15 protein-coding genes are annotated in these 16,820 nt (G+C 66.7%); 8 read left to right on the forward strand and 7 right to left on the reverse strand.

Annotated elements, in window-relative coordinates:
• The first annotated feature begins 184 nt into the window (after window positions 1–184).
• Window positions 185–1,288 (forward strand): OpgC domain-containing protein, encoded by a 1,104-nt coding sequence (locus LMA02_RS24990; RefSeq protein WP_228907930.1) that lies wholly within the window; start codon window positions 185–187, stop codon window positions 1,286–1,288.
• A 61-nt stretch (window positions 1,289–1,349) separates the two neighbouring features.
• Window positions 1,350–2,294: an alpha/beta hydrolase gene (locus LMA02_RS24995; RefSeq protein WP_228907931.1), complete on the forward strand. Its 945-nt coding sequence runs from the start codon at window positions 1,350–1,352 to the stop codon at window positions 2,292–2,294.
• Window positions 2,295–2,532: 238 nt separating this feature from the next.
• On the opposite strand, the gene LMA02_RS25000 is transcribed toward LMA02_RS24995, so the two are convergent.
• Window positions 2,533–3,747 carry an FAD-dependent monooxygenase gene (locus tag LMA02_RS25000; protein WP_228907932.1) on the reverse strand — a complete coding sequence of 405 codons (1,215 nt, stop codon included), beginning with the start codon at window positions 3,745–3,747 and terminating at the stop codon, window positions 2,533–2,535.
• Window positions 3,748–3,931: 184 nt separating this feature from the next.
• On the opposite strand from LMA02_RS25000, the gene LMA02_RS25005 reads away from it, so the two are divergent.
• The 3 genes from LMA02_RS25005 (at window position 3,932) to LMA02_RS25015 (ending at window position 6,854) form a co-directional block, all read left to right on the forward strand.
• On the forward strand, window positions 3,932–4,876 hold the full coding sequence (locus LMA02_RS25005; protein ID WP_228907933.1) for a LysR family transcriptional regulator: 945 nt from the start codon (window positions 3,932–3,934) through the stop codon (window positions 4,874–4,876).
• A gap of 100 nt (window positions 4,877–4,976) precedes the next feature.
• Window positions 4,977–5,735: an SDR family oxidoreductase gene (locus LMA02_RS25010; RefSeq protein WP_228907934.1), complete on the forward strand. Its 759-nt coding sequence runs from the start codon at window positions 4,977–4,979 to the stop codon at window positions 5,733–5,735.
• Window positions 5,736–5,873: 138 nt separating this feature from the next.
• Window positions 5,874–6,854 (forward strand): bifunctional helix-turn-helix transcriptional regulator/GNAT family N-acetyltransferase, encoded by a 981-nt coding sequence (locus LMA02_RS25015; RefSeq protein WP_228907935.1) that lies wholly within the window; start codon window positions 5,874–5,876, stop codon window positions 6,852–6,854.
• A gap of 29 nt (window positions 6,855–6,883) precedes the next feature.
• Here LMA02_RS25015 and LMA02_RS25020 read toward each other — a convergent pair whose 3' ends face one another.
• From LMA02_RS25020 to LMA02_RS25035, 4 genes are all read right to left on the reverse strand, one after another.
• Window positions 6,884–7,216 carry a cupin domain-containing protein gene (locus LMA02_RS25020; protein ID WP_006753233.1) on the reverse strand — a complete coding sequence of 111 codons (333 nt, stop codon included), beginning with the start codon at window positions 7,214–7,216 and terminating at the stop codon, window positions 6,884–6,886.
• A gap of 210 nt (window positions 7,217–7,426) precedes the next feature.
• Window positions 7,427–8,905 carry a sensor domain-containing diguanylate cyclase gene (locus LMA02_RS25025; RefSeq protein ID WP_228907936.1) on the reverse strand — a complete coding sequence of 493 codons (1,479 nt, stop codon included), beginning with the start codon at window positions 8,903–8,905 and terminating at the stop codon, window positions 7,427–7,429.
• 98 nt (window positions 8,906–9,003) lie between these two features.
• Window positions 9,004–10,098, reverse strand: a complete 1,095-nt coding sequence (locus LMA02_RS25030; RefSeq protein ID WP_166724219.1) for a potassium channel family protein — start codon at window positions 10,096–10,098, stop codon at window positions 9,004–9,006.
• Window positions 10,099–10,201: 103 nt separating this feature from the next.
• The gene (locus tag LMA02_RS25035) at window positions 10,202–11,536 is read right to left on the reverse strand and encodes an NAD(P)/FAD-dependent oxidoreductase (RefSeq protein ID WP_228907937.1); all 1,335 of its coding nucleotides are present in this window, start codon (window positions 11,534–11,536) and stop codon (window positions 10,202–10,204) included.
• 247 nt (window positions 11,537–11,783) lie between these two features.
• Here LMA02_RS25035 and LMA02_RS25040 point away from each other — a divergent pair, with 247 nt between their 5' ends.
• Complete coding sequence (locus LMA02_RS25040) at window positions 11,784–12,431, forward strand: hypothetical protein (RefSeq protein WP_324251300.1); 648 nt, start codon at window positions 11,784–11,786, stop codon at window positions 12,429–12,431.
• Window positions 12,432–12,786: 355 nt separating this feature from the next.
• On the opposite strand, the gene LMA02_RS25045 is transcribed toward LMA02_RS25040, so the two are convergent.
• Both LMA02_RS25045 and LMA02_RS25050 read right to left on the reverse strand, forming a co-directional pair.
• Entirely contained in the window at window positions 12,787–13,062 is a 276-nt protein-coding gene (locus tag LMA02_RS25045) for a hypothetical protein (protein ID WP_228907939.1), read from the reverse strand.
• Window positions 13,063–13,345: 283 nt separating this feature from the next.
• Window positions 13,346–13,555 (reverse strand): hypothetical protein, encoded by a 210-nt coding sequence (locus LMA02_RS25050; RefSeq protein WP_166726218.1) that lies wholly within the window; start codon window positions 13,553–13,555, stop codon window positions 13,346–13,348.
• Window positions 13,556–14,085: 530 nt separating this feature from the next.
• Here LMA02_RS25050 and LMA02_RS25055 point away from each other — a divergent pair.
• A complete protein-coding gene (locus LMA02_RS25055) occupies window positions 14,086–14,940 on the forward strand; it encodes a helix-turn-helix domain-containing protein (protein ID WP_006753096.1) in 855 nt (284 codons plus the stop codon).
• Between the two features lie 120 nt (window positions 14,941–15,060).
• Window positions 15,061–16,728 (forward strand): ATP-dependent helicase, encoded by a 1,668-nt coding sequence (locus LMA02_RS25060; protein WP_228907940.1) that lies wholly within the window; start codon window positions 15,061–15,063, stop codon window positions 16,726–16,728.
• The last annotated feature ends 92 nt before the right edge of the window (window positions 16,729–16,820 follow it).

The following is a 16,820-nucleotide window of genomic DNA, read 5'->3' on the forward strand; positions in this document are numbered from 1 at the left end:
CGGACTCCCTGATCAGGCTTGTCGGCAACGGCAGATCGGCCCGCCATCCGCGTAAACCCGGACGGCGTCGCATCGGTGGCACAATGCGCATCCATTCGTCATTTCTTCACGAAGTCATGCTTCACCCCGATTCATGCGCAGCGGGTGCCGGGCGCGCGCGCGGCGCGCGCCGGCAGGCGGCCCGATGACCGCCGCCGCCCGGGCCGGCCGCTACGCCGAGCTCGATTTCTTCCGCGGCCTCGTGCTGCTCGTGATCGTCGTCGACCACATCGGCGGCAGCATCCTGTCGCGCGTGACGCTGCATGCGTACGCGCTGTGCGATGCAGCCGAGGTGTTCGTGTTCCTCGGCGGCTTCGCGACTGCCATCGCGTACAACTCGCTCGCCGAGCGGCACGACGAGGCCGCCGCGCGCCAGCGTTTCATCCGCCGTGCCTTCGAGATCTACCGTGCCTTCCTCGTGACGGCCGGCCTGATGCTGCTGATCACCGCCGTGCTCAACGCGTTCTCGATCGACGGTCCGAACATGCCGACCAACGATCTCGACGGTCTGCTCCACAAGCCGCTCGCCGCGCTGCGCGACATCCTGCTGTTCCGCCGCCAGCCGTATCTCGCGTCGGTGCTGCCGATGTATGCGTTCTTCGCGCTGCTCGTCCCGCTCGCACTGCCGCTCGCGCGCACGCAGCCGTGGCTGATGCTCGCGTTCAGCGGCTCGCTCTGGTACGCGGCGCCGCACGTCGCGCGTTTCCTGCCGACCGTCGAAGGTGCACCGTGGGACTTCAATCCGTTCGCCTGGCAGTTCCTGTTCGTGCTCGGCGTGATCGCGCGCTGCCAGCCCGTCTACCAGACGCTCGCGCCGAAGCCGCAGGGCTGGCTGCTGACGGCCGCGTCGCTCGCGATCGTCGCGGCCGGCGCGTACTACCGGCTGCGCATCGAACCGTTCCCGACCGATCCGTCGATCAAGCAGAACCTCGGCGCGCTGCGGCTCGTGAATTTCCTCGCGATCGCGTGGCTCGCGGCCAAGCTCGTGCACCTCGGGTGGATGAAGAAGGTCGCGCATGCGATGCCGTGGATCGGCACGATCGGCCGCCAGGGGCTGCTGTGCTTCGTCGCCGGCACCTGCATCTCGCTCGCGGTCGACTCGCTGCTTTACCAGGCGACCGAAGGCTATCTGAACGTGCCGCTCGGCCTGGCCGCCGACGTCGTCGCGACGGGGCTGCTGTATCTCGTCGCAAAACTCTACGGGCCGCTGGTGTCGCGGCTGCCGTCCCCGTTCCGTTCGCGGCAATGACGCGCCCGGCCGTCATGCGCCGCTGCTACGATAGCGGGCGCCTTTCCTGAAACGTTTCGCCATGCGCCGACTCGCCCTTCCGTTCGCCGTCGCCCTGCTCGCCGGCTTCCTCGCCACCGCCCACGCCACGCCGGGCGGGCCCGCGGTTTCGCCGGCGTCGTCCGCGCCCGCGGCCGCGATCGTCTCGCCCGCAACCATCGCGCCGGCCGCCCAGGAGCCGCCGGTCAACCCCGGCAGCAGCGTCGTGCTGCGCGCGTTCCGCTCGGCGTCGCTCAAGCGGGACTGGTCGTACACGGTCTACCTGCCGCCCGGCTACAACCCGGAAGGTGCGCGCTATCCGGTGCTGTACCTGCTGCACGGCAATGCCGGCAACGCGAACGACTGGATCACGCAGGGCCGGCTGCAGGCCACGGCCGACACGCTGATCGAGCGTCACGAGATCCCGCCCGTCGTGATCGTGATGCCGCAAGGCGGCACCGACTGGTACGTCGACCGCAAGGAGAAGATGCAGAGCGCGTTCCTGAACGACCTGTTGCCGGAAGTCGAAGCGCACTTCGCGGTGTCGAACCAGCGCGCGGGCCGCGCGATCGGCGGCGTATCGATGGGCGGTTTCGGCGCGCTGCGTTTCTCGCTGCTCGAACCCGGCCTGTTCTGCGGCGCGATGCTGCTGAGCCCCGCGATCTACGCGAACGAGCCGCCGCTCAATTCCGCCGCGCGCTATGTCGGTGTGTTCGGCGACCGGCAGTTCGATCCGCGCGTGTGGCACGAGCTCAACTACCCGGCGCTGATGCGCGGCTATTTCGCGCGCAACTGGCGCGTGCCGATGTTCATCGCGGTCGGCGACGACGACCTGACGATCCAGGCCGAGTCGAGCGTGCTGTACACGCACCTGCGCCGCGCGCAGAACCCGGCCGAGCTGCGCATCGTCGACGGCGGGCATACGTGGGAAGTGTGGCGCGGGCTGCTCGGGCAGGGGTTGAAGTATGCGCTGGAGTGCGTGAAGTAACGGAGCCGGATGCTTCCACCGCACCGGATCGTGCAGCGTATGCGTGCACGCATCCAGCCACGCGGTGTCGCGACATCGAACAGGTCAAGCGCGATGCCGAACGAATGGCCGACCACGCGCGAGCGCGATACGGGCTGGCCGGCCCGCACGGGAGGCCGGCATTCCCGACGAATGACCGCGCGACTGCCGCACCGGTCGGTCCCCCGACACGAGCGCTGATCGCACGGCGTCTTTCAGCTCAAAGCCACGTACCGCCCTGCCGCTCGTTCGGTTCATCGGCGAGCGCGTCGAAATCGTGAATCCAGTCCAGGTGATGCAGCACGCTGTCGCGCTCGCCGAGACGCGTATTGCGCGCCTGCGCGGCCGGCCCGTCGGGCAGATGCAGCACGTCGGCCGCGGAGATCGACGCGTATTGCACCTTGCGCGTGCGGCCGCGCCGCAGCCGCTCGTACGCTTCCTGCGCCTCGCGCCAGTTGCCGGGCCCGGCCTTCGCCAGTTGCGCGGCCAGCACCACCGCATCCTCGATCGACTGATTCGCACCCTGCCCGTGATGCGGCACCAGCGCATGCGCGGCATCACCGATCAGCGTCACGCGTCCGCGGCTCCAGCGGCCGAGCGGCGGCCGGTGGAACAGCCCCCAGCGCTGGCTGATCGGCACCGCCGTGATCATCTGCACCACCGCCGGATGCCACTCCCTGAACAGGCGCAGTTGCTCGCCCTCTTGCGCCGGCATGACCCAGTCGCGTGACGGCCACGGCGACGGATGCCGCTCGACCAGCAGGAAGTTCTGGTCGCCGTTGTCGCCGATCGGATAGTGCAGCAGATGCCCGTGCGGCCCGACCCAGAACTGAATGGTCTCGGGATCGGGCAGCAGGTCCATCCGCTCGGCCGGCACCACGCCGCGAAAACCCGAGCAACCCGAATACAGCACGTCGTCATAGCCGAGCATCCAGCGCCGCGTGAGCGAACGCGCGCCGTCCGCGCCGATCACGAGATCGGCGTCGACGCGCTCGCCGTTCTCGAAGGTCAGCGTAACGCGATCCGGATGCTGCGCGAGTTCGACCAACCGATGGCCGAGATGAATCTGCTCGACCCCGACCGCCTTCGACAGGATCGCCTGCAGGTCCGCGCGGTGCACGCCCCAGTACGAGCCGCCGAACTGCCGGCGATAGTCGGGCTCGCCGCGATGATGGCCGATCACCGCGCCGCTGCGCCCGTCGCGATAAACGAGACCCGGAATCTCCGCGCACACCGCATCGAAAGCCGGACGCAATCCCATGCGTTCGTAGAAGCGCGTCGCATTGGCCGACAGCGCGACGGCCGCCCCCACCTCGCGCAGCACGTCGGTCTGCTCGTACAGCTGCGCGTCGATGCCCTGCTCGCGCAACGCGAGCGCCAGTGTCAGGCCGCCGATGCCGGCACCGACGATCGCGATCCTCAGATTCGTCTGCATGATGAACGTGTCTCCGATATTCAGATGATGAGTGGTCGAGGCCGCGGCGCGCGCGACCTGCCCGGGCGCGCCGGTCGAATGCAGGCGCCGTATCGGTATTGTCAGCAGCGCACCCTTATCCCACAATAAAATGCCGCGAATCTGCTTCATCACTGAACGCAATGATGGGAGCCAACGCCGAACCATGGAACTGAGCGAGATCGACCTCAACCTGCTGTTGCTGTTTCAGCGGTTGATGCAGGAGCGGCGCGTGTCGACCGTCGCCGAGCAGATGAACATGAGCCAGCCGGGCGTCAGCAACGCGCTCGCGAAGCTGCGCCGCCGGCTCGGCGATCCGCTGTTCGTGCGCGGACCGGGCGGCGTGGTCCCGACACCCTTCGCGTTGCGCCTGGCCGAACCGGTTGCGCAGGCGCTGTCGACGCTGCATGCCGCGCTCAATCCGGAGACCGGTTTCGATCCGCTGCGCGCGTCGCGCACGATGACGATCGGCATGACCGATATCGGCGAAGTCGTGTTCCTGCCCGCGCTGCTCGAACATCTGGCGCGCGCGGCGCCGGGCATCGCGCTCAACACGGTGCGCAACACGAGCGTCAACCTCAGCGACGAGATGGCCGACGGCCGCGTCGACCTCGCGATCGGGCTGCTGCCGCAACTGCAGGGCGGGTTCTATCAGCGCCGGCTGTTCGATCAGCGGTACGTGTGCCTGTTCCGGCGCGGGCATCCGCTCGAAGACGCGCCGCTGACGGTCGACGCGTGGCGGGATGCCGAGCATCTGGTCGTGGTGTCGGCCGGCACCGGTCACGGCCAGGTGGACGACTGGCTGAAGCGGCGCCGCGTGAAGCGCCGCGTGCGGCTGACGGTGCCGCATTTCATGAGCGTCGGCTATATCCTGCAGCGCACCGACCTGATCGCGACCGTGCCGGAACATCTTGCGCTGCAGTTGGCCGCACCGTTTTCGCTCGGCTGGCGGGCGTTGCCGGTCACGTTGCCGGGCGCGCCGATTCACATGCTGTGGCATGCGCGCGTGAATCAGGACGAAGGCAACCGGTGGCTACGGGAGGTCGTGGTCAGCCTGTTCGCCGAAACCGGGACACGCGCGCGAAAGGCCGCGCCGGCCCGCAGAAAATAGCGGCGCGAGCGGCGCAACCCGCGGTGCGCGGTACGATGGCGCTTCACCCGGCGCACGATGTCGCCTCTTTTCCTCACCCCAACCCGCAGGGAATCAAGCCATGTCTGCCTCGAAGAAGTTCGCCGCCGTCACGGGCGCGGGATCCGGCATCGGTCGTGCCGCGGCCATCGCACTCGCGAACGCCGGATTTACCGTCGCGCTGATCGGACGCAAGGAAGCCTCGTTGCGCGAAACGAAAGAGGCGATCGCCGCCGGCCATGGCGACGCACATGCGTTTGCGGCCGACGTCACCGACGAAGCGTCGGTCGAACATGCGTTCTCGCGGATCGCGCGCGAGTTCGGCCGGCTGGATGTCCTCTTCAACAACGCCGGCCGCAACGCGCCGGCCGTTCCGCTCGACGAGTACGAATTCGGCGTGTGGAACGACGTCGTCGCGACGAACCTGACGGGCGTCTTCCTGTGCGCACGGGCAGCGTGGCGCCTGATGAAGGCGCAAACGCCGCAGGGTGGCCGGATCATCAACAACGGCTCGATCTCCGCCTATACGCCGCGCCCGAACACGATTGCGTACACGGCCACCAAACATGCGGTGGCGGGCATCACCAAGTCACTCGCGCTCGACGGCCGTGCGTACAACATCGCGTGCAGTCAGATCGACATCGGCAACGCGGCGACGTCGCTCACCGACCGGATGACGGACGGCGTGCTGCAGGCCGACGGACGCATGGCGTCCGAGGCGCGCATGGACGTCACGCATGTCGCGAACGCGGTCGTTCAGATGGCAAGCCTTCCGCTGGATACGAACATCCTGAACATGACGATCATGGCGACCACGATGCCGTTCGTGGGGCGCGGATAAGGCGGGTCGCCGCGCCTGTTGCGGCACGCCGGCCCGCGCTGCCGGTCACGCTGACCGGCGCGCCGGCGAAATCGTCCTTGACAAGTTGCGAGGCGCAACTAATATTGCTTGCGACTCGCAACTTTTTGCGGACTGATCATGGACCTCATCGATATTCCAGCAAAGCCTCGCGACGCGACGATCCTCGAGCTGCGTGATTTTTCCCGCAAGCTGGTTCGCGAACTGGGTTTCATGCGCGCGACATTGGCCGATAGCGATCTGGCGCCATCCGCGGTTCACGCCGTTCTCGAAATAGGAATGGCGCCCGGTATCAGCGCGAAAGATCTGGGCAGCATTCTGCGTCTGGACAAATCGAATACGAGCAGGCAGCTCTCGCGGCTCGAAACGGCCGGCTTCGTGACGCGCCGCATCTCACCCGACGATGCGCGTGCGACCGAGTTGTACCTGACTGCCGACGGGCAAAAACTGCGCAAGAAGATCGACCAGTTTGCGACTCGTCAGGTGTCGAATGCGTTACGCCGGATGGTACCGGCCGACCAGCAAACCCTCGTCCGCGCCCTCGCGCTGTATAGCGATGCGCTCGCGCAAGACAACAGCGCCGAGGCACCACCCGCACCGAATCCGGACGCCGGGCAAATTGTCGACGGCTACCAACCCGGCTGTATCGGCGACATAGCAAGCCTTCACGCGCGGTTCTATTCGGAACACTGGGGATTTGGCGCTTTCTTCGAGAAAAAAGTGGCAACCGAACTCGCGGAATTTGCCGGCACGCTGCCAGCAGAAGGCAAGGCTCTGTGGCTCCATGCCGAAAACGGCCGCGCGCTCGCCTCTGTCGCAATCGACGGGAACAAGGCCACGGGAATCGCACACTTGCGCTGGTTCATCGTCGACGACGCCTTGCGCGGCGCCGGTATCGGGCGGCAACTGATGACGCGCGCCATGCATTTCGTCGACGAGCAGCAGTTCGACGAGACCTATCTGTGGACGTTCAAGGGCCTGGATTCGGCACGTCACTTATACGAATCGTTCGGCTTTACGCTGACCAGCGAATCGGAGGGTGCGCAATGGGGAACCCACGTCATCGAGCAGCGCTTCAGCCGGTGCCGGCCAAGTCGCTAAGTCGATAAGTCGATAAGTCGCCGCACGATTCATCGATCGTGATAGATCGCGAGCCACACCGACGGTTCTTCCGGATGCGTCCACGCGACGCGATGCCGGCAATGCGGTTCGATCAGCACGTGGTCGCCGGGGCGCATGTCGTGCAGCGTCGCGTCCGCTTCGAATTCGAGCACGGCCGCGCCTGACAGCAGCACGACCCATTCGGCACGCGGATCGTCATACCAGAACCCGTCGGGACTCGCGTGCCCCATCGACACGATGCGCTCGACGTTCAGGCGCGGCCCCGCGACGAGTATGTCGATTCGTTCGTCGTCGCCGCGCGCCGCTTCGGTGCTGAACAAGTTGCCGGTTTGAAGTTGCATGGTTGGACCCTCGCGTCGCGCGTCGTTCGACGGCGGTTGACGTCCACTGTAGCGCGGCGGCCGTCGTTGCGGCGAACTCGTTTGCGGGCCGCGGCAAGACCGACACTCGGGCGGCCGCCTCGTCATCGATATCGCGCGCCGCCGGTTCATCACGCACCATCGGATGATGGGTGCGCGCCAGCTGCAGCAACGCTGCAATGCTGCGACGCGTCACGCCGGCGGCTGAAACGCGGCGACCTTGTTGCGGCCCGTCGCCTTCGCGTAGTACAGCGCTTCGTCGGCAGCCTTGATCACGCTGCCGGCCTCCTCGTCCTCCTCGGGCGTCCAGCTCGCGAGGCCGATACTGGCGGTGACGTGCCCATGTTCGCTGCCGGCGTGCTCGAGCGCCAGTTCGTCGATCGCCGCGCGAATTCGCTCGGCGATCTGGGCGGCGCCCGTCTCGGGCGTATCGGGGAGCAGCACGACGAATTCCTCCCCGCCGTAGCGGGCCGCGGTATCGGCGGGCCGGCGGATGTTCTCGCCGATGCAGCGCGCAACCGCGGCCAGTGCGTCGTCTCCCGCCTGGTGGCCGTAGGTGTCGTTATAGGCCTTGAAGCGGTCGACATCGACGAACAACAACGAGAAAACCGATCGCGCCCGCCGTGCGCGACGCCATTCGCGATCCAGCACTTCCCCGAAGCTGCGGCGGTTGTTCAGCCCGGTGAGACCGTCGGTGCGGGCGAGCAACACGAGTTCCGACTCGGCGCGCATCCGCCGCCGGAGTTGCGTGCCGAGCATGATGGACACCGCGATGAAGGCGGCGCCGAACGCCCCCACCAACCCACCGATCGTCGCGGCCCGGTGCCGCCACGCCGCATAAATATCCTGTTCCGCTTCGGCGACCATGATGACCAGCGGCAGCTTCGGCAAGTGCCTGAAGTAGTAGAGACGGCGCACCCCATCGAGCGACGAGGTTTCCGAGAACACGCCTTCCGGCGCGGTCTGAAACTGCTTGAAGGTCGCGGCCTGGCTGATGTCGCGGCCGATCGTGTGGGCGTCGTACGGCTGACGCATCACCATGACGCCGTCGCTGCCGATCAGCGAGATCGAACCGTGCTGCCCCAGTGACAGGCCGGCAAACAGATTGTGGAAATACTCGAGGTTGACCGCAATGAGCACGACGCCGGCAAACGAGCCGTCCGGGTTCGAGAGTCGCCGCGTGAGCCCGATGCTGGGCGACCCGCCACGCAGGCGCGACGTGAACGGGTCGCTGACAAAGAGTCCGGCATCCGGATTGTCACGATGGACGGTGAAGTATTTGCGGTCGGCGAAATTGCCGCGGCGCGGCACGTCGTTGGCCGAATCCAGGACGATGTTGCCGGCGGCATCAAGTATCAGCATCGAGCCGAGAAATTCCGCCGTCATCGCATTGTCGAACAGCACGGCGCGCCGCAGGCTCGCGGGCGCGTTCATCACGTCGGGACGTTTGAGGCCTTCGATGACCGCCTGCAGCGAAAGGTCGTAGAGTTCGAAGTTGCGTTCGATGTCGCGCTCGGCGATGAGGCCGAGATTGCGGGAAGTTTCGCTCGCCCGCTCGCGCGCGTCGTTGCGGCTCTGGAACAGCTGCAGCACGCACAGACCCATTAGCGCGCAGGCGATCACGATACCGACCACGACGATGGTATAGGGAGCCGCCGACCTGGATTGCATGTGTCTCCTCGATGATCAAGCGTGTGCGCGGGGCGCACCACATGATTACTTCATACTAAAAAAGGCGCAGCGGCATGGCAAGCGGGGGAACCCGACCCTCACGCATCCGGATCCGGAATCCGGGCCGACTGAATCACGACCAGCGTATCGCCCGTCTCGATCCGGCACGGCGGATCCTCGTAGAACGACTGAATCTTCCCGCAGCGATCGAGCCCGACGACGATCGCGCCCGGCACGACGTTCGTCATGCAGCCGATCTCGTGCGGCAACGCCTCGCGCTCCACCAGCGTCGCCCGCCCGCGCGTCGACAGCATGTCGTTCACGAACGGCACGATGTAACGGCTATGCACCGCATCCGCGAGCAGCAGCGCGCCGATCTTCGTCGACGACACGATCACGTCCGCGCCCGCCTGGCGCAACTGCCGCTGATACAGGTTCTCCTGGATCCGCACGACGATCTTCGTCTCGGGCGCGATGCTGCGCACCGACAGCGTCAGCAGGATCGCGGTCGGATCGTCGGTCACCGAGATGATCACGGCCTTCGCCGCCCGCACCTGCGCCTGCTGGAGCAGGTCTTCATGCGCGGGATCGCCGAGCAGCCCCGTCACGCCGAGTGCCGTCGCGGCCTCGAGCGCCTGCTGCTGGGCATCGATCACGATGATCGTCGACGGGTCGACGCCGCTTTCGAGCAGCTCGCGCACGGCGATCGACCCCGACAGGCCGTAGCCGCACACGACGATGTGATCGGACAGCTGCTTCTGCAGGCGTTTCATGCGGAATTCCTCGATGACGCGCTGGATCACGAACTGATACGCCGTGCCCAGGAAGATGAACCAGATGCCGATGCGGATCGGCACGATGAAGAACGCATCGATCAGACGCGCGCGCGCCGTGACCGGCACGATGTCGCCATAGCCGACCGTCGCGACCGTGACCATCGTGAAGTACACGAGATCGGCGACGTTCATCGGCGTGCTCTTGGTCGAATCGCGCAGGCCGTCGCGATCGAGATACAGCACGAGAAACGCGAGCATGCACAGCGCCACGACCGCGCCGAGACGGAACAGCAGCGTGTGGTGCGGTGACGTCGCGGGGCGCGTGAACAGCGTGCGTGCACGCGGCGCCCGCCACGGATCACGGGTACGACGCAGGCGTGAGCGCAACGAGCGACGTTTGGCGGAAGGCGTTGCCAACGGGGGATTCTCCTGAAGGATGCGGGCTCGATTCTACGACGGGAACGCGCGGGCGCGTCCGCAACCGGCCCTCCGCAACCGGCCCTCCGCTCCCGGCCGGCCGCTACAGCATGCTGCGCGGCCGGACCATCGTTCCGTCGACGAAACGCCGGGCACGGAACGCCGACAGATCGAGCGACGGCTCGCCCGTATCGACCCATTCGGCCAGCAGCCGCCCGACGATCGGCCCCATCGCGAAGCCGTGCCCGCAGAACCCGGTGGCGATCGCGAGCCCGGACGGCGTGCCGGGCGCGTCGATCACCGGAATCCCGTCGGGCAGCACGTCGATCAGGCCGCCCCATGCCTCGACGATCTGCGCGTCCTTCAGCGCGGGAAAGATCGCCTTGAGCTTCGCGAGCGCGCGCGGCGCATGCGCGCGATTCGGCTGCGGCTGCGGATCGCGCGGCTCGATCGGCCCGGCCGCGCCGCCGATGCGCGCGCAGACATCGCGCAACGCCGCCGCATTCAGACGCAGCCGGAATTTCTCGCGCTGCGACCAGAACTGCGGCCAGAACAGACTCAAGCCGCGCAGATGGCCGAGCGTCAGGTCGACGTCGACCTGCATGTCGTCGGCGAGATTGATCGTGCCGTTCCTGCGTTGCCGAATGCCGAGGCCGTGCCCCCAGATCGTCGACGCGGACACGTCGGGCAACACGTTGGTACGCATGCAGGTGCCGCGCACGGCCTGCTGCGGCAGCCGGATGCCGACGCCGTCGAGCAGCCGGAAGCTGGTCGCACCGGCCGCGCAGATCACGCGCCGGGTGCGGATCGTGCCGCGCTCGGTCACGACGCCGACGACCGCGCCGCCGGCCGTCTCGATCGCCGTCACGCCGCAGCCTTCGAAGAAGCGCGCGCCGGCTTCGGTTGCGCGCGCCGCGAACGCGGCGGCCACGCGGCGCGGCTCGGCCTGCCCGTCGGTCGCGGTATACAGCCCGCCGAGCGTGCGCGCTTGCGTCGACAGGCCGCGCACGCGCTCGTCGATTTCCGCGCGCGTGAGCGTGCGCGTGTCGAGCCCGTGTTCGCGCGCGACGGCGAGCCATGCCTGGAACGACGCCCAGTCGTCGTCGTTGTCCGCCATATAGAGGCAACCGCCCTGCCGCCACTCGAGGTCGAAGCCGAGCGCCTGCTCGAGCCCTTCCCAGATCCGCATGCCGGCCATCATCAGCGGCACTTCGGCCGACTCGCGGCCCTGCTGCCGCACGAAGCCCCACGCGCGAGTCGATTGCTGGCCGGCGATGCGCGACTTGTCGAGCACCACGGCCTTCAGGCCGCGCAGGCCGAGGTAGTACGCGGCCGCGCAGCCCATGATGCCGGCGCCGGCGATCACGATGTCGGCTTCGGCCGGAAACGCCGTGTCGGCGTGCGTCAATGCATCGTGCAGCGGATAAGTTGTCGTCATTGTTCTCTGTTGGCGTCGATCCATCCGGCGCATCCATCGACGTTCGCGATGGCGGGCACCGGATCAGGCTGTCGGGTTCCGGATATGGCCGGCGAATGCGCGGGAAGGCCGATGAGCGGTTCGGGCCGCCGGCCGCGGCCCGGCCGCCGGTCATGGTCGCCGATCGGCCGTCCCCATTTTTTCGCCTTGACGGCGCTATGTTACCGCGCGATAAACTGTATATCCATACAGTGTCGCTGCAGCAGCAATGATCCTCCCCCCATTCGATCCCCCGAAGCTGAACGATCTCACCGGATGGTGGACGAAGTGCACCTATGCAGACGTACAGCGCCTGATACTCGAAGTGCAGCACCTCCGCCTGACGCTGTGGGAATTGAAGGCTCACGTCGCGGACGCATCGCGCCGGATCCGCGTGCTCGATCCGGGCATGCTCGCGCATGGCTCCGCGCTGCGGCGACTGACTTACCTGCTCGAAAAGGAAATCGCGCGCGCGAATCCGATCGGTCGCTCGCGTGACATGTATGCGCCGTTTTCAGACGAGTGGCGCGCCCGCGAAGCACTGCGCTGTGCATTGCGCGCCCAGCCCGAGCCCGCGGAAGCGGGCACGCTCCCGCGCACGATTCCGGAATTTCAGCGCATTACCTGGGCCGAGCTTCGCGATCGCTGGCGTCACCTGAGCGACAAGCAATCGAGCCGTCAGAACATCGAGCAACGCATGGTGCTCGAGATCGCACGTCAGCGATCCGTGATTCTCGCGCGGGCGAGGAAACTGGTCGATGCCGCGATAGCCGAAGCGGCGGGGGAAGGAAAGCAGTTGTTCGCGCTCGATCAACTCCAGCGGCTGCTTTCCGTGGAGCGGGAGGACGGCGAGCCGTTCATGTATATGCCGGCATGAGTCGATCGCATTCGGCCGCAATGGATCGATGGTCACGATGGAGCGCAACGCGCATCTCATTAGTACTTCACAACATAAAAGATCTCCTGCTCGCCATGTGATCGAGGACCTTACGTCATTGCTGTCACGAGACGCCGGCCGCAGCGTGTCGACGATCGCCGACTACGAATCCAGGCGTGCGGTCACCACCTATCGGCTCGCGGACGAAATGCCGAAGGCGCGCTAAGCGCGAGGCCAGGTCGGCACGATCGCGCTCGCGCGCAGCCCGTTGCGAATCGCAACCCGAGATCGATACGAAAGGTCGGAATGCGCGGCTCGCGTCGGGGTGGCCCCGGCACCAGCGGCATCGGTGTGATCAGTGTGAATAGCGCATTCGTGCGCGTGTCGCGCGGTCGAACGGCTGCAGCCGAGCAAGCTGCTCGAGCGACATCGCCACGACTTCCAGCACATGCCGGGCGATTTCGTCGTCCGCCATACCGGCTTTGACGTACTGTTCGATGCTCATCGTGCGAGGCGGATGGCTGCCCGCTTCGCCGTCGACGATGTCGATCCTGGCGGTACGACGCTCCAGCGACAACATGACCCGCACAGTTTTACCGTGAACGACGGTCTGCATGCACAAGGTGCTCATTCGCAGTCTCCCATTGCGTTGCCGTCAATCGATCGTCAAACGATACCTCACAGTGTGGGGAATGAATCTCCAAACTTCCCCGAATATTGACAACCATCAGAGATGAATTAAAGCCGGTCACGCGCCGCCATCCGCGAATGGCGCGCGCCATCCACGCCGCGCATTCGGGGGCGTCCGTCGTGTTTTCGCTGTGGATGGGGCCGCCCGTCTCGGAGCCCTTGGACTCGAGGTGCGGGCACGCGCCGCTCAGGCCGGCGCCCGTCTTGCACGAGCGAACGTCGCGCTACGCGTAGCGGGTCAGCCACTCTTCGGAGAACTTTTTCGCATAGGCGACGGCTTCGGCTTCGGTATCGAATTCACCCAGCTTGCGGAATGCCGCCTCGCGGCTGAAACCCAGCTTCGTGACCTCGACCTGGGCGGCGTACTTGCCGTCCTCCGTCACGCGCGGTTCGCAGTTCATCTCGTACCCGCGCATCACAAATTTCTTCTGCATCGCATCAACGCTTTTTTGAGACGGCGGAATCGTAGCATGGCGCCCCGCCGCGTTCATGCCCGCTCGCGAAGGTAGCCGCAGTGGGTTCATTAGACTAAACCATCAAACGATCCGCGTATAAGATGCGGTTCCGCCCGACCGGGACGCACGAAGTGATGTAAATATTTGTCGCCGGAAAACGGCACGATGCCGCGCTCCGGACCGCGAATGCGCCCTGCCCTGGTGCATCCCGTCGGCCAAGCGGTGCAATTAGGTGCCGCCTTGCGAGGAATCGTGTCCCGCCACCGCGCGATCCGCGCCCGAGGGTTGCGAACGGGCCAGTGGCGCGCGATGCACGCCGCCGGGCCGCCGTAACGTCGTGACACACCTTTCACAGAAACGCACCTTTCGCGACATGGAATGGCCGGCGTTTTGCGGTAAAGTTATCTTTTCCGCGCGTGGCCGGTCGGCTCGCCACTGGACGTCGTCAAGACTGTCCGCCGAGACTGCCGCAAGGCGTCGTTCTGAACGTCAAGATCCGTTCCCGTAGCATGACCACTGAAGCAATCACCACGGATTCCCTCGCGGTTGCCGAGCGCGTGCGCGAACTGATGACCCGCAACGGCATCGGCAAGCGCCAGCAGACCACCGAGCTGTGCCGCATCCTCGACCTGAGCTTTTCGCAGGGTCACCGCAAATTGCGCGGCAGCAGCCCCTGGACGCTCGCGCAAATCAAGAAAGTCGCCGAAGCCTACGGCGAGCCCGCCGCACAACTGTTCGGCGCGCAAACGCTCGACCCCGGCATGGTCGGCGCCTATTCGCAGGAGGCCGTACTGTACGCCGGCGTCGCCGAAATTCCGTGCACCGCATGGATCGGTGCGCCGCTCGAAGCCGGCGCGCGCCCCGAGTTCGTCGCCTATGAACAGAACGGCCGCTGGCGCGTGCTGCGCCACACGGGCGTGCTGTACCAGAACGCATACGACGTGCACAAGATCGAGATCTATCCGCGCCGCGCGGAGAGCGACAAGCTCGTCGTCGCGGTGATCGATCCCGATCGCGTCAGCGCGACCGAGCTGTGCCGCTATCTCGAACGGCAGGGTTTCGCGACGGCCGCGTTCGACGGCCTCGCGCCGTTCGTCGATGCGCTGCAGGGCCAGGCGTTCGACGCGGTCGTCACCGAATGGCTGTTCGACGGCAGCACGGCCGCCACCGCGATCAAGGCGGTGCGCACGTCCGACAATCCGGGCGCGCCGATCTTCGTACTGACGGGCGACCTGCTCACCGGCCGCGCGAGCGAGGCGGACATCAGCGAAGTGATCCGCACGTTCGACGTCGTCTGCTACGAAAAACCCGCGCGCATGGCGATCCTCAGCGCCGATCTCGCAAAACGGCTCGCACGCGGGTAACGCCCGCCCACCGCGCCGCCCGCCTTCGCATGGCCGGCGCCCGCGCGGCGCAGCGGTCGCGAACAGGTTCCTCAGTACAATAGCCGGACCCTGTTCACGACCGGCATCCGCCGCCCCTTCATGGCCCGCCTCATTCCCGACGACTGGAAAAGCCTCGCCGCCACCGGCGCGGCCGAACGCGAGCGCGAGACGCTTGCCGCCCTCGAACACGCGCTGCCTGACACCTACACCGTCTATCACGGCGTGCACTGGACGCGCGCCGAACAAGGCTTCTCGGTGTTCGGCGAAGCGGCGTTCGTCGTCGTGAGCCCGGCCGGCCGCGTACTGCTGATCGAGCAGAAGGCCGGCTTCCTGCGCGAAACGCCGAAGGGGCTCGTGAAGGTCTACCTGCAGAAGGAGCGCAACGTCCCGATCCAGCTCGCGCGCACGCAGGAGACGCTGCACCGGCGGCTGACCGCCGCGCTCGGCGCGGGCGTCTACGGCGTCGAGGCGCTGCTGTACTGCCCCGACTACTCGATCCGGGAAACGGCGATTGCCGGCGTCGCGGCCGATCGCATCGTCGACGCGTCGCGCAAGACGCAGCTCGCGCAGGTGATCCTGCAGATCCTGCCCGAGCACGACGAAACGTTGCCGAACGCGGCGAAGCTGCATCATTTCCTCGCGGACGAGCTGGCGCTCACGCCTGACACGAGTGCGCTCGTCGGGCAGGCCGGCACGCTCGTCACGCGGCTGTCGGGCGGGCTCGCCGCATGGGCGCGGCAGCTCGAGTTCACGCCGTTCCGCTTGCGCGTGACGGGCACCGCGGGTTCGGGCAAGACGCAGCTCGCGGTGCAGGCGATGCGCGACGCGGTCGCGGCCGGCAAGCGCGTGCTCTACGTCTGTTTCAACCGGCCGCTCGCCGACTACATCGCACGCATCGCGCCGCCCGGCGCGAAAATCGCGAACTACCATCAGCTGTGCGACTGGGTGGCCCGCGACGGCGGCTATACGCCCGACTTCGACGTGCCGGGTGCGTTCGAACGGCTCGAGGCGCGCTTTGCGGAAGCGCCGATTCCGGAACGCTGGCGCTTCGACGTGCTGATCGTCGACGAAGGCCAGGATTTCCATGCGCCGTGGGCGACGGCGCTCGAGCGCCTGCTCTCGCCGGACGGGGCCTGGTGGTGGCTGGAAGACCCGCTGCAGAACCTCTATCTGCGCGAGCCCGTCGCGCTGCCCGGCTGGGTCACGCTGAAGGCGCTGACGAACTACCGCAGTCCGCGCGACCTGCTCGAATTCGTGCGCGACATCGTCGGCCGCGTCGAGCCGCTCGCGGTGGAACTACGCTCGGGCAGCCCCTTCGACGGTTCCGATCCGTCGGTGTCGTCATACGGTGAAGACGGCGCATCGGGCGACGCGCTCGTCGAAGCCTGCATCGACGCGACCAAGCGCGCGATCACGCACGCGCTGTCGCTCGGCTTTCGCAAGCAGGACATCGCGGTGTTGTCGTATCGCGGCCGCGAAAGCTCGGTGCTCGCGCCGCTCGACCAGCTCGGCCCGCACCGCGTCAAGCGCTTCACCGGCAAGTACGATCTGTTCGGCAACCCTGAATATCGCGAAGGCGACGTGCTGCTCGATTCGATCTACCGCTTCAAGGGGCAATCCGCACCGTGCGTGATCCTCACCGAAATCGACTTCGACACGCTCGATGCGCGTGCAGCCCGCAAGCTGTTCGTCGGCGCGACGCGTGCGACGATGAAGCTGCTGCTCGTCGCGTCGGCGCGCTCGGCCGCGCAGCTCACGGGCGATTGACGCGACGGCACGGGGCGTCCGGCATGACGGCGATCTCGGTCGCGATGCCTGTTGCAACAGTTGGGAACATTTCGTTCTGCCCGCCCCCCTTG

Source organism: Burkholderia sp. B21-005, from assembly GCF_020843965.1.
Lineage (GTDB): Bacteria > Pseudomonadota > Gammaproteobacteria > Burkholderiales > Burkholderiaceae > Burkholderia > Burkholderia ambifaria.

What these genes read in the sequence shown, in the direction of transcription:
- LMA02_RS25020 (WP_006753233.1), bottom strand. Translation starts at nt 7,216, where the DNA reads ATGCAACTTCAAACCGGCAACTTGTTCAGCACCGAAGCGGCGCGCGGC.
- LMA02_RS25025 (WP_228907936.1), bottom strand. Translation starts at nt 8,905, where the DNA reads ATGCAATCCAGGTCGGCGGCTCCCTATACCATCGTCGTGGTCGGTATC.
- LMA02_RS25015 (WP_228907935.1), top strand. Translation starts at nt 5,874, where the DNA reads ATGGACCTCATCGATATTCCAGCAAAGCCTCGCGACGCGACGATCCTC.
- LMA02_RS25045 (WP_228907939.1), bottom strand. Translation starts at nt 13,062, where the DNA reads ATGAGCACCTTGTGCATGCAGACCGTCGTTCACGGTAAAACTGTGCGG.
- LMA02_RS24995 (WP_228907931.1), top strand. Translation starts at nt 1,350, where the DNA reads ATGCGCCGACTCGCCCTTCCGTTCGCCGTCGCCCTGCTCGCCGGCTTC.
- LMA02_RS25000 (WP_228907932.1), bottom strand. Translation starts at nt 3,747, where the DNA reads ATGCAGACGAATCTGAGGATCGCGATCGTCGGTGCCGGCATCGGCGGC.
- LMA02_RS25035 (WP_228907937.1), bottom strand. Translation starts at nt 11,536, where the DNA reads ATGACGACAACTTATCCGCTGCACGATGCATTGACGCACGCCGACACG.
- LMA02_RS25055 (WP_006753096.1), top strand. Translation starts at nt 14,086, where the DNA reads ATGACCACTGAAGCAATCACCACGGATTCCCTCGCGGTTGCCGAGCGC.
- LMA02_RS25050 (WP_166726218.1), bottom strand. Translation starts at nt 13,555, where the DNA reads ATGCAGAAGAAATTTGTGATGCGCGGGTACGAGATGAACTGCGAACCG.
- LMA02_RS25060 (WP_228907940.1), top strand. Translation starts at nt 15,061, where the DNA reads ATGGCCCGCCTCATTCCCGACGACTGGAAAAGCCTCGCCGCCACCGGC.
- LMA02_RS24990 (WP_228907930.1), top strand. Translation starts at nt 185, where the DNA reads ATGACCGCCGCCGCCCGGGCCGGCCGCTACGCCGAGCTCGATTTCTTC.
- LMA02_RS25005 (WP_228907933.1), top strand. Translation starts at nt 3,932, where the DNA reads ATGGAACTGAGCGAGATCGACCTCAACCTGCTGTTGCTGTTTCAGCGG.
- LMA02_RS25010 (WP_228907934.1), top strand. Translation starts at nt 4,977, where the DNA reads ATGTCTGCCTCGAAGAAGTTCGCCGCCGTCACGGGCGCGGGATCCGGC.
- LMA02_RS25040 (WP_324251300.1), top strand. Translation starts at nt 11,784, where the DNA reads ATGATCCTCCCCCCATTCGATCCCCCGAAGCTGAACGATCTCACCGGA.